Annotated in this window: 11 protein-coding genes; 6 read left to right on the top strand and 5 right to left on the bottom strand. The window is 53.5% G+C overall.

All coding sequences use genetic code 11. The annotated features are described in order from the left end of the window. The first annotated feature begins 10 nt into the window (after nucleotides 1–10). The 4 genes from HUU59_12755 to HUU59_12740 are packed head-to-tail and all read left to right on the top strand — an operon-like array spanning nucleotide 11 to nucleotide 4500. A complete protein-coding gene (locus tag HUU59_12755; GenBank protein NUO20307.1) occupies nucleotides 11–1375 on the top strand; it encodes a potassium transporter KtrB in 1365 nt (454 codons plus the stop codon). Then, nucleotides 1368–2258: a 1,4-dihydroxy-2-naphthoate polyprenyltransferase gene (locus HUU59_12750; protein ID NUO20306.1), complete on the top strand. Its 891-nt coding sequence runs from the start codon at nucleotides 1368–1370 to the stop codon at nucleotides 2256–2258. The genes HUU59_12755 and HUU59_12750 overlap by 8 nt, the downstream gene beginning before the upstream one ends. Then, a complete protein-coding gene (gene menC / locus HUU59_12745) occupies nucleotides 2255–3244 on the top strand; it encodes an o-succinylbenzoate synthase (GenBank protein NUO20305.1) in 990 nt (329 codons plus the stop codon). Before HUU59_12750 ends, menC begins: the two co-directional genes overlap by 4 nt. A gap of 5 nt (nucleotides 3245–3249) precedes the next feature. After that, nucleotides 3250–4500 (top strand): long-chain fatty acid--CoA ligase, encoded by a 1251-nt coding sequence (locus tag HUU59_12740; GenBank protein NUO20304.1) that lies wholly within the window; start codon nucleotides 3250–3252, stop codon nucleotides 4498–4500. On the opposite strand, the gene HUU59_12735 is transcribed toward HUU59_12740, so the two are convergent. From HUU59_12735 to HUU59_12720, 4 genes are all read right to left on the bottom strand, one after another. Further along, a complete protein-coding gene (locus tag HUU59_12735) occupies nucleotides 4489–4911 on the bottom strand; it encodes an acyl-CoA thioesterase (GenBank protein ID NUO20303.1) in 423 nt (140 codons plus the stop codon). The two genes, HUU59_12740 and HUU59_12735, sit on opposite strands and share 12 nt — an antisense overlap. A 110-nt stretch (nucleotides 4912–5021) precedes the next feature. Further along, nucleotides 5022–7379 carry a carboxypeptidase regulatory-like domain-containing protein gene (locus HUU59_12730; protein ID NUO20302.1) on the bottom strand — a complete coding sequence of 786 codons (2358 nt, stop codon included), beginning with the start codon at nucleotides 7377–7379 and terminating at the stop codon, nucleotides 5022–5024. Nucleotides 7380–7653: 274 nt separating this feature from the next. Continuing rightward, nucleotides 7654–7842: a hypothetical protein gene (locus tag HUU59_12725; GenBank protein NUO20301.1), complete on the bottom strand. Its 189-nt coding sequence runs from the start codon at nucleotides 7840–7842 to the stop codon at nucleotides 7654–7656. Nucleotides 7843–7878: 36 nt separating this feature from the next. Next, on the bottom strand, nucleotides 7879–8835 hold the full coding sequence (locus HUU59_12720) for a glycosyltransferase family 2 protein (GenBank protein NUO20300.1): 957 nt from the start codon (nucleotides 8833–8835) through the stop codon (nucleotides 7879–7881). Between the two features lie 172 nt (nucleotides 8836–9007). On the opposite strand from HUU59_12720, the gene HUU59_12715 reads away from it, so the two are divergent. After that, a complete protein-coding gene (locus HUU59_12715) occupies nucleotides 9008–9631 on the top strand; it encodes a hypothetical protein (protein ID NUO20299.1) in 624 nt (207 codons plus the stop codon). A 213-nt stretch (nucleotides 9632–9844) separates the two neighbouring features. On the opposite strand, the gene HUU59_12710 is transcribed toward HUU59_12715, so the two are convergent. After that, nucleotides 9845–10285 carry a CBS domain-containing protein gene (locus HUU59_12710; GenBank protein ID NUO20298.1) on the bottom strand — a complete coding sequence of 147 codons (441 nt, stop codon included), beginning with the start codon at nucleotides 10283–10285 and terminating at the stop codon, nucleotides 9845–9847. Nucleotides 10286–10560: 275 nt separating this feature from the next. Here HUU59_12710 and HUU59_12705 point away from each other — a divergent pair, with 275 nt between their 5' ends. Continuing rightward, the gene (locus HUU59_12705) at nucleotides 10561–11949 is read left to right on the top strand and encodes a hypothetical protein (GenBank protein NUO20297.1); all 1389 of its coding nucleotides are present in this window, start codon (nucleotides 10561–10563) and stop codon (nucleotides 11947–11949) included. Nucleotides 11950–12125: the final 176 nt, after the last annotated feature.

Below are 12125 nucleotides of genomic sequence, written 5' to 3'. Positions count from 1 at the left end.
CGGAGGTATCGTGGTCTCCAACGTTGCCCATAATCTGTCGACAATTGCCCTTCTAAAGTATCGTCATCTGCGACCTGTCACTGTACTCGCCATCGGCTACGCACTATACATGGTTGTTGGCGCTCTTGTTCTAAGTTTGCCCTATGTGCATGAGCCCGGTGCGGTGACCTTTCTCGACAATTTGTTTGTTTCCGTTTCTGCTGTTTCTACAACAGGTCTGTCTCCCGTCAGTACGTCTGGAGCCTATACGTGGATCGGTGAAATCACGATACTCCTGCTGATTCAGCTTGGCGGAATCGGTTATATGACATTTGGGTCGTTTCTCTATGTATTCGGCAACAACGGCAGACTGCCGCATTTTCGCAAGAAAGTTTCCGAGTCCGCATTCGCCTTGACCAGTAATGAGCGCATTGAGAGTTTTCTTACCGCCGTTGTCTTGATGACTATCTTGATTGAGGTCATCGGAGCCGGACTGCTCTACCCGATGTTTGAACAGGCCGGTGCGCCTAATCCCCTTTGGAATGCCGTCTTCCATAGTGTTTCCGCGTTTTGCACAGCCGGCTTCTCGCTCTTTGACAACAGTTTGGAAACCTATGTTGGAAACACTGGCATTAATGTCGTTATCGGCGTGCTGAGCTATCTCGGTGCAATTGGCTTCATTGTACTGTTTGACTTTGTGCGCTGGGCTGCTGATGAAGCGCCGCGCATCTCTTTTACTTCCCGCGTGATTCTTATTGCGACAGCGCTCATTTTCATCATCGGCTCGGTGATGCTTTTCTTCGGAGAGCCGGAAGTCGCCAAATTACCGCTCAAGGAGAGAGTTCTTGCCAGTACTTTTCAATGCATGACGGCCTCCACGACCGTCGGTTTTAATTCCATCCCGATCGGCAAAATGTCTGCGGCATTCGCTTTCCTTATTGTGCTGATTATGATAATCGGTGCGTCGCCTTCGGGCACAGGCGGTGGAATAAAGAGCACCACTTTTGTGACAACGTTAGGCGCTATCCGCAGCGCTTTGCATGGAGTTAATGAAGTTGTGTTCTGGGGAATAAAGGTTCCCGCTCAGCGCGTGCGTGTCGCAGTGGTCACTGTCGGAACATATGCGATTCTCCTTATGCTTGGCACTTTCCTCGTCTTGTGGGTTTCAAAGGGAACGATTGACCAAATGCTGTTTGAAGTCGCTTCCGCGCTCGGTACTGTCGGATTGTCACGAGGTATCACACAGGAATTGTCGGCGCTCGGAAAGATTGTCATCATTTCCCTCATGTACGTCGGACGGGTTGGTGTGCTGGTCTTTACGTTTTCTCTGTTCGGCGGGTCTTCAATTAATCAACTTGTAAGCGGCGAACTTCGTGAGGAAGACCTTGCTGTATGACAATCCTACATTAAACCTCAACGCCTGGATTCTCGCTTCCCGCCCGAAAACGCTGGTCGCCGCGCTGTTGCCTGTCTTTATTGGGTCGGCGTTCGCTGTTGATCGAGACGCGTTCTCGTGGAGTATCGCGCTCTTGATTCTGCTCTCCGCTACATGCATTCAAATCGGAACAAATCTCGCCAACGACTACAGCGATTTCAAGAAGGGCGCCGACACACACGAACGGCTCGGTCCCACTCGTGTCACCCAAGCCGGACTGCTCTCTCCAAATGCCGTCCTCGCGGGCACTGTCGTCGCCTTTGCTCTCGCTGTTATCTTTGCCGTCCCGTTGATCCTGCGCGGCGGCTGGCCGATTCTCACCATCGGGCTGACCGGTATTCTCTTCGGCTGGATGTATACCGGCGGACCATATCCACTCGGCTACAATGGGTTAGCCGAGGTCTTCGTATTGACATATTTCGGTGTGCTCGCCGTCGCGGGAACGGCATTTCTCTTTACTCTCGAATGGGAAACAGCCGCCTTTCTGCTCGGTTTGATTCCAGGCATCCTCGCGTGCGGACTGCTCGCTGTCAACAATGTGCGGGATGAACATACCGACCGCAAAGCCGGAAAACGCACGCCCGTGGTACGTTTCGGCAGAACGTTTGGAAAAATTGAATTCGCAGCGACTCTGTTCCTTCCTTACGTCATTCTGCTGCTCATGTCAGGCTCCCTCTCCACTGCCGCTGTGCTGCTTCCCCTGCTTGCCATTCCTTTGTGCGTCTCCCCTCTTCGCGCCGTCTGGTCAAAAGAAGACGGCCCCTCCCTGAACCGTGCGCTCGCGCACACCGCAAGGCACATGCTCGCCTTCGGAATTCTGCTCTCTGCCGGGCTCGTCCTGTGAGCGAAATTTGTCACACTCCCGTCGCGCTCGAATTCAAAGAGCCGCTCATCACCTCTCGCGGCACCGTACACATGCGGCGTGGCTTTCTGCTCGCCATTGAGCACAACGGCCGGAAAATTGTCTCGGAATCCTCTCTGCTCCCGGAATTCGGTACCGAACACTTTGAACATGCCGAGCGTATTCTGAACGGCGAGTCGCTGCTTGTGCAAACCGCACCCTCTGCCGTGTTCGCGCTCGATTGTCTGCGGTATGCTCTCGAGAAAAAAGACGACCGCGACATCCGCGTTCCCATCGCGAAACTGCTCCCCGGAGGCTCCAATGAAGATATCATCGTGGCTGCGCGTCATGCCGCGCTTGCAAGCTATGACACCGTCAAGTTGAAAGTTGCCGTCAAGTCACTTGAAGATGACATCAATCTGGTCAACACCATCGCGCTCGAACTGCCTGAACTGATGATTCGACTCGATGCCAATCTCGGTTGGACAAGCGATGCTGTCAGAAAATTTGCGGATGCGCTGCCGCGTGAAGCGGTCGAGTGGATTGAAGACCCCTGCAGTCTGTCTCTCCGCGAATGGACACGCTTGCAATCTGAAGTCGGTGTTCCCTTTGCGTGCGACGAGGCTTTCTCCGAGGAGGAGATTCTCGCCTTTGATGGCGTCCCCGGATTCAAAACGCTTGTTCTTAAACCCGCGCGTATGGGCGCTATTCGTGAACGCAGTGCTCTGCTGAAACGGATGCGTGACGAAGAAATTCCCGTTGTGCTGTCTTCCATGATGGACAGCAGCGTCGGACTCGCGCACCTTGCACATCTTGCAAGTGAATGGAGCTCGCCGGAAATCGCACAGGGACTCGGCACACTGCAATTCCTTAAACAGGACACTTTGTCTCACAGTCTGCATATCGAAGCCGGGCATCTCGTTGTACCGCCGCTCTCCGAACTCTACGATGGTCTGCGTCCCGAGTACAAATCCGCTCTCCTGGGATGAGCTTATTGGTCAAGACATCTTCCCGTGCGCTCATCTCAGACTCGACCGAGCAGCTCACCTGGACGCAGCTTCTCGAACTCGCGCACGAAGCACCGCAAGGTGTTCACTTCCTGTCCGGCGGAAACTCCGTCTCGCAGGCCGCTCTGATACTCGCCGCGGCGTTAGGCCGGTGCTCTATAATTCCCTTGAGCCCTCGCCTGAAAATTGCTGACCGCGAAGACATTCATAATCTCTTCGCCCAAATTTCCCCGCCGACAGGTATCTTTATCGCAACCTCCGGCTCGCAGGGTAAGCCAAAGCTCGTGCATCTTTCCCCCGAACTGCTCTCTCGACATGCTCATGCCGTCAATCAGCATGTGCACCTCACCGAGAATGACACATGGCTTGCCTGTCTTCCCTTCTTCCACGTCGGAGGAATGGCCATCGTCCTTCGTTGCGCGCTCGCCGGGGCGGGCGTGCGTATTCTCGATAACTCGTCGGCCGAGCTCGTTGCAAAAAATCTCGACACGGTCTCGCTTCTGTCGCTCGTTCCCACAACTCTGCGGCGCGTGCTGACGCTGCGAAATGATATTCTGCCCGACTCAATTCGCGCGATTATCCTCGGCGGCGGTCCTGTCCCGGTGGACATGATTAGGCAATGTCCGCAAGTTCTGCCGACCTATGGGTTGACCGAAGCCGGCTCTATGGTCACCTGCTCGCGTCCCGGTTGCGATGACTCTGAGCGTCTAACCGCCGGTCCTCCCATCCCCGGCGCTGCAGTCAAAATTGTTGATGAAAACGGTAACCCCGTTTCAGTAAATACGTCCGGTCGTATTCTCGTCCAAAGTCCCGGCGCTGCGTCCGCTTACTTCCGGAACGATAATGAAACAGCCCTCACGTTTCGTGAAGGCTGGATACTTACCGAAGATTCCGGTTTTCTCGATGAACTCGGCTGTCTGCATGTCCTTGGCCGAATTGATCGTATCATTGTTTCAGGCGGTGAAAACATCGCTCTCGATGAAATCGAGTCCGCGCTCCGCTTGCTGCCGGATGTCCGGGATGCCCTCTGCGTCGGCATTGAAGACTCCGAGTGGGGACAATCCGTCGCCGCAGTGATTGAGTCCGATTTGCCGCTGACCCTCGAGCACGTCCGCGAACAACTCAAAGCTCATCTCCCCTCCTTCAAACTCCCCAAGCAAGTCTCCGTCACCTTCAAACTTCCCCTGCTTCCGAACGGCAAACCCGACTATCGCACCGCGCGAAACTTATTCGGGTAAGTAGTGCCGCGACAGTGCCGCGCGGAAATTCTCCGGCATCGGGATGGACTTATAGGTCTTCGTGTCCACGACAACATGCACGGTCGCCGCACGCGCACACGCCGTGCCGTCAGGTGTCCGAAGTGTGTATTCCACTTTGTACGAGCTGCGATTCAGCTCCACAATCCGCACCTCAATCGTCACATGGTCGCCCACTCGCGACGGCTGCATGAAATCCCCGTCCAAATGCACAAGCGGCACTCCAAACGGCCGGTGCTTCAGCAAGTATCCAATACTGAAACCAAGCTCGTCCATCATCGCCGCGTAGGCTTCATGACAAATCCGGAACAAATTGGCGGAGAAAATGATGCCCGCCGCGTCGCTGTCGTGCAGGCCGATGGTGTAGGGATAGAGAAATGGTTCTGCTGACATATCGTGTTCGTGTAGGTGGGTGAACTAAAGATAAATACTTCCGATTCAAATAGCAACGGGCTGCAGGTGATGACCTGCAGCCCGCTGTTCGTAGTCACATGTTCCTGCGGTTAGCGAGCCAATATCATCTTACTGACATAGTCGCGGCCACCCATATTCACACGGAGGAAATATAGTCCTGTCGTGAGTTCCATCCCCTGGTCGCTGCGTGCGTTCCAGTTGATTCGGTGGAACCCTGCCGAACGGGTTTCATTCAATATCGTCGCGACCTGCTGTCCCAGCAGATTGTGTACAGTTATATTCACGTCGCCTGCAGCAGGCAGGTCAAATGCAATATCCGTCTGTCCGTTGAACGGGTTCGGATAGTTTCCGTGAAGAGCATACTCCGTCGGCAGGTTGCGCGCGGGATCGGCAGCGGTCGCCAAATCCAATATCACCGGTATCGTGATTCGTCCCGTCACACCGTTGTGGCCGATTTCAATCTCTCCGGTGTAAACTCCGCCCTGCAGGCCGTTCGTGTTGAACGTCACAGTGATTTCATCCGACTGTCCCGTCCACAGCACGCCGCTCATCGGCGACACCGTCAGCCAATCGCCCGCCATCACGTCAATCGTGTATTCCCAGCCGCACTGTCCGTCCGAGCTAAGCAGGAACTGCTGTGTGAACACTCCTTCGCCGACTGCTTGCTGACTCAGAAAATCCGTTGAACTCGTGCCGTGCGGCGCGCCAAGTTCGGTGTCAACTTGCTGCTCCGAGTTGTTTGCCACCACGATGTTCGCCAGCGTCTGGTCGCAGTAGCCGTCTGCGCTAAGCTCAAGATTCCACGTTCCCACAGGAAGATAAAGCTCCCATGAACCATCTGCGGCAGTCATCGTTGACAATCCCGTCGGCTCAAACATCACTTCACACCCGTGAATCGGCTGGAACTCCGCGTCGTTCACAACTCCCCACACACGGCCTTCCGGAACCTGCGTGCCCGCAAAATGCAGTGACCAGTCATTCAATGTTCCCTGATCCTGATTTGCGGCGTCAAACATCACAAGCTTCCACATGCCGCGGCTTTGATTCCCGCTCATGCTTGACAACGGCTGCTCAGCCCAATACCGATTGCTGAACGGAGCAATACCCGTTGCAATCGACTGACCTGCCATATCGTCAAACTGGCAGCCCGTCATGTTGTCACCGCTGCCGCCATTGCGGTCACACAAAAGCACCCGCTGTCCCCATGGACTCTCAATCCACATCACCATATCGCCGATATAGGTGTGCTGAAGATTCTCTATCCGCACGGCCATCGTCGAAATCGTCACGTTGTCCGTGACATTCAACTCCGCATACACCGTGTCACGGTCGGGAATCGCCATGTTTACGTCCTCAGCCGCGAAGTCTATCGTCGGAACAGACGTCAATGCGAAATTGCGAGTCGTCAACTGATTAGTGCTGACCACCACACTTTCCACCGTGTAAGGCTGGTAACCAAACATGCGCGCCGTCACTGTATGTGTGCCAATCGGCGCCACCGGGAAATAGTAGTTGCCGTTGCCGTCCGTGCTGGCATACAATCCCGCATCCTCTATCATTACGGTCGCCTGATACACCGGCGTCCCGTTCGACTGCACGGTACCGCCCATCGCGCCGTAACCGCTGCGATAGAACCATACCGCCCTGCCGTCCTCTAATGAACCGTTGTTGCAGACGTACTGCAGCGACGTCCCGCTGGTGCTCTGTTGAATTCCGATGCTCTGCGAGCCCGCGTACACAGCGTAATTCATATCCTGATACTGTAGCTTGATGCTGCCGTTCGCATACAATATGCACTCAAAGGTGAAATTGTCCGCCGGCGGTGTCGGAAATCCGTAGTGGCCGACCTCGTCAAACTGTATCACGACATAATCACCGAAATCACGCCACGCCACCGTGTTGTCGTTTTGCTGATTCTCACCAAAGTGAAGATGCAAATCGTCCCAGAACATCGCTATTGCAGGGCCGCCCAGACTCGACGCCGGAAAACACTGATTCGATGCCGAAAAGCGATTGTCTTCAAAGGTGATGAAACCATTCGTGCAGACGTTCAAAGTCGGGTAGTGCACCCCGTAGAATGGGAAGTTGAACGACAGCGGAATCGTCGCCGTGCCGTCGTCCGCATTCTCGAAATCCACCCACGTCGCCTGATTGTCGCCTCGCAATTCAATCCACGAGTAGCTGGTCGTATCCCCGTTCTGATTATCAACGTAGTAATAGCCGTACCCGTCCGGACCGCCAATGGCGTCTATGCTCTCAGTTCCGCGACGTTCAAACTCCGCCAAAAACGGAGCAAGTTCGGCCTTCTCCAGCGGTGACAAAAACTCTCCAAGCTCGGCGCGTTGCCACAATTCCTTCACCGTGGCATCAGAGGCCGCCTGAGCCGACACAGTTGTCAACATCAGTGACAGTGCCGCTGCGCGTAAAATTAATGATGCGATCTTCAAAACTTCCTCCTGGTCTATATCAGGCTCGCGGGCTTGTGAAACCCTTCTTGTGTGTCCAGTATGTCCCCGCAACGAATTGCAGAGTGGCGCCGCACGGACGCTCTCCCTTTGGTATCGGCATAGTTATCCCGATTCTTAAACGAGAGCAGACCCTCGCGCCTCACCCTCTGAATGCAACTATCTCTCCAATCGCACGACTCTGCCCTTCCCGGTTCTCTCGCCATGCTTCTCTATGGTCAGCATCATTGAACACCGAGCTGAGACTATCGCATTTTCAATTCCATCCGCACCTCCCTGACCACTCGAAGTTGGCTCCCGCATCGCCCGTTGCCAAAGCGCAACATCCCTGCACACCGAGCGGCACAGGCAATTTCTTGGTGCAAACCCGGCACTTCTCGCCCACCTCCTTGCTGTTGATATTCACCGAATCGATATTCGCACAAAACAAAAAGCGGCCTCTCATTTATGAGTAGCCGCTTGCTCAAATCTTGTAATTATCCTACTCTATCCCCACCGCATAGGCTCGCCGTTCTATCAATGCTCCTGTGAACCTCCGTCGCGCGTTCCCGATTCCAAACAGTGCCGGCAGCGCCAGTATCACCGCTCTGAGCAGCAGCGCTTTCGTCATCACCGTCCGAATCGCCCGATATCCTTCTTCTCCCTCATGCTTGCGAAAATACTTCATTGCGCTCTGTGCATGCACCGCGCGCGTAAACTCGTAGTACTTCCCCATCGTCGTCGAAACCTTGTGCGATACTTCCGCGTCGTTCACCACATGTATCTCATACCCCGCATCCTTCACCCGCTTGCACCAATCCACCTCCTCAAAGAAAATGAAAAACCGCTCATCGAGCAGCCCCACCTTTTCCCGCGCCGCTGCCGAAATCATCAAACAGCTCCCCTCCACCTGCTCAACCTCGTCCAACTCTTCTATCTTCCGCTCCCCATACAAATAGCCGTTGAATTTCTTCGAACTTGAGAATAACCGCGCCATTCCGGTCGCTTGATAGCTCAAATCCCGAGGTTTCGGAAATCGCCGCGCCGCACGATAAACGTCTCCCTTCCCGTCACGCATCCGCGCTCCCGCAATCCCCCAGTGCGGATGTTCCGACAGCGCGCTGTGCATCCGGCTAATCGCACTCACACTCACTTCCGTGTCCGGATTCAGCAGCAGTATCGTTCCCGCATGGGCCGCTCCTATGCCTGCATTGCATCCCGCCGCAAAGCCCTTGTTTTCCCCCAGCTCGATAAGTTCCACCTCCGCGAACTCCCGTTTGATCCGTTGCTGCGAGCCATCCGAAGAGCCGTTGTCCACCACGATCACTTCCAGCTCATCAGAACAGTCCGACTTCATCACTGAACCCAAACAGGCCGCAACGTCGTCACCGCCGTTGTAGTTCACAATAATGACTGACACCGAATACCGTGTCTTCGTCTGCGTCTGCTCTGCCATCATGCTGTTGTTCGAGAGAGAAGTTGCTCCAGCTTAAGCCACAAGTTAGCCATTTATGCCAACCCCTGCAAGCTCAAACCTGTGCGGCCAATCTCTGTCAATTTGTCCCAGTAACTTGCGATTCTAAAGCAAATACTTTATTTTAACCCTGTCACTTAAGCAAAGGGTTTTTCATATGTTCCGAGTTTTGTTGGCATTATGCGCCGTTGTCTGGGCTGTCGGTTGCGTTCCCCAGAAGCCCGAAAAGAAGGCCGAAAAGGCACCCATGGAGAAGCAAATGGGAGACCGTCCGGCGAATCCGCACGCGACTTCCGGCCCCGGACTCGATATCAATCATCTCCTCGCTGAACTCCCCGAAGGCTGGTCAAAGGTCACTCCGGCCTCCAGCATGCGCCTCGGACAGGTTTCGCTCGCTCGTGCCGCGGGAGACAATGCTGATGGCGAACTCGCGATTTTCCACTTCCCCGGGACGGGCGGTAGCTCCATGGCCAACCTCGAGCGTTGGGAAAGTCAAATGGCCGGTCCAAACGGTGCTCCCGCTGTGGCCAAGACGGATTCCATGAAGCTCGACAATGGGATACTGGTCATTACCGTAGACATTAGCGGTACCTTGCTCGCCTCCACCATGGGCACAGGTCCCTCAACTGACCAGCCCGGCTATCGAATGTTGGCCTCCGTGCTCGAAACTCCGGCCGGTAACTACTTCACCAAGCTGACCGGACCTGAAAAAACCATCGCCGCCCACGCCGAGAAGTATCGTGCCTTCTTGAAACGGGCCAAGCTCGGCGGAAATGCATAGAGCACGTCTCTACATTGTAAACGAAAACGCCCGATTTGCATCGGGCGTTTTTATTGTCTGGATGCGCGGTACTTGCCGTGCGTTTCAGGCACTTCAAACAAGTATCTTCCCAGCTCCAGAGTACCTTAAGTTTCCATTAAATCAAACCGCCATTCCCACCTGCCGGATACTCGCTGCGCCGCGCATGTGCACCGGGTCCGGCATTCCTGCCTTTCAAGCTGGATATCTTCCCAGCACCAGATTCTCCATCTGCTGCTTGTGATACTCGGTCTCTTCCAGTCTGGCCTTCACAAGATCTCCGATGGAAATCATGCCCACCAGTTTCCGGTGCTGAATAATCGGCAGGTGGCGAATCCGTTTCTCTGTCATCCGTGACATGGCCTCATCCACCGATTGCTCCGGATGGCCTGTGACAACATCGCGGGTCATAAATTCGCCCACCGTCAGCTTGGCCAGTTGTCCGGCATTCCGCGACACAAGCCGGAGAATATCCCGCTCGGAAAAGATTCCCACCAGATTGTTCTCACTGTCCAGAATGGCCAGCGCGCCGATATTGTGGGACACCAAAGTCTCGACTGCCGACAGCACCGGATCGCTTTCCTGTGCCGTATACACCCGTGTCCCCTTCTCAAACAAGACTTCCGACAACTTCACCCCAACCTCCCTTTGATTGGAACCCTTGTTCTAATATAGCTTGTGAATCACCGCAAAGTCAAGCATTTTAGGCACCCTAAAAAAATTTCTAAATCCTGTATATAAACGATATACAATCCGTAGTTTAGCTCCGAGTTTGTGAAATGTATAGCAAATTAGGTCTTGCTTTGTGTAACCAAAATCCCTTGTGAATAGGCCGATTCGAGGCTATATTATATTGTAGGGGCGGCAGGCGTGTCGCCCGCGGTTCCCCGCCGGAATCTGAAAGGCCACTTATGCGCCACATATTATTAATCTTCCTATTATCCCTCATCCCACTATCCGCTCAAGCCATCATTCCGCTTGAGTTGGTTGCGGAATTTGAATTGCCGGAAAATGTGACTGCTTGGGATGTTCAGCACTGGATGGATGACTCGACTTTTGGATGGGCGGCGGTGCGAAACGACACCGTTTTTTATGTTTTGCGTATGGGGGAAGCTGTTCAGGCGGTTTCAATTGAAGAATCGTACTTGGATTCGATTACACGTGATGGCCCGCCAGACTATACACAAGTTCTTATCCTCGGCGGCCAGTCTCCAAGAGTGATTGTCGTGGCAAACATACTTGATCACAATGCGTCTCAGTGGGAAGACTATGAGTACGACTACTACTTAGTTATCGATTTGGAGTCCGGAGAATCGAATATCTCATTCCGGAGAACGACTTATCTCGATCCAGACTGGCTATGGACGGAATGGTGGTACTTCAGCAAGATGAGCGCATGGCCACCGCCTCCGTTGGCTACGCAAAGTGTGCGAACACTTTATGCACATCATGGCATATATTGGAGTCCTTACCATACAACGGATGACGGACAGTTTGGCGAAAATTCAATAGTTGATGGGCACACTCTCCTTCAAACTCACGCAACGGATTACGATTTTTTTGTCGGCGAAGGCGCAGGAGTGGCCCTTGTTAACATTGAAAATCGCTACGGTTCTTCGGGCTATTATCGCGATGTTACAACCCGAAGAAAACTAACGGCAGAAGATTCGTTATTGTCAATTGGAATATGCACAAGCCATTGGACAAACGAAGACGAGAACCCAATAATTTGCCCCAATTCAAGCGTGCACGGTATAACATCACGGACAGGCGAACGCTATGTAATTTTTGCGTCGCAGATTTTCGAAGCTACAACATTATCGTTGGTCTCAGAGTTCCCGCCGGGGTATGTGCCATCGTTTGCCTTTGGATGCAACGGAATGCGCGAAGATTTGCTTTGGGACATTCAAAGTGGAAACCGCTTGAGAGCGTGGGCAACTGATTTCTCCTTTGAAGACACAACAACAAGTTACAACGCAACAAATCTAAAGTTGTTAAGGAATCGTGACGGAAACGGCGAGTTGATAGCATTCTCCAATGACAATGATTCAATTCGTGTTCTTAAACCTTCACTCGTTGTGAAAGAGCTAGTTATCTCATCCTACCCGGACGAAGAGAGTATCGGTTTGAACTGGCGTTCCTTTCCGTCGGCCACCTCCTACGTCGTCTGCCGTTCACAATTTGCCGAAGGAGATTTTTGCGAACAAGATGCCATCAGTGTCTCCGATACATTCATCACACTTCCGCTTATCAATGGCATTGACAAAGAGTTCTTCCGAGTCAAAGCAGTTTTCGACTAATTCTAAATATCCAATCAAAAAAAACGGCGACCCAATCGGGCCGCCGTTTCTGACTTCTGACTTCAATCTTCTGACTTGGCCCTACGGCTGAAAACCAACCACCGAATAGTACCGTTGATCATTCACCGCCGCGCCGCCGACAATTGTGTATGTATTCACATCAGTTTGTCCGACCA

This window comes from bacterium (genome assembly GCA_013360195.1).
In the GTDB taxonomy this organism is placed as follows: domain Bacteria; phylum Electryoneota; class RPQS01; order RPQS01; family RPQS01; genus JABWCQ01.
Note: the sequence above shows the minus strand (reverse complement) of the source record. Positions and strands in the feature narration are given on the sequence as shown.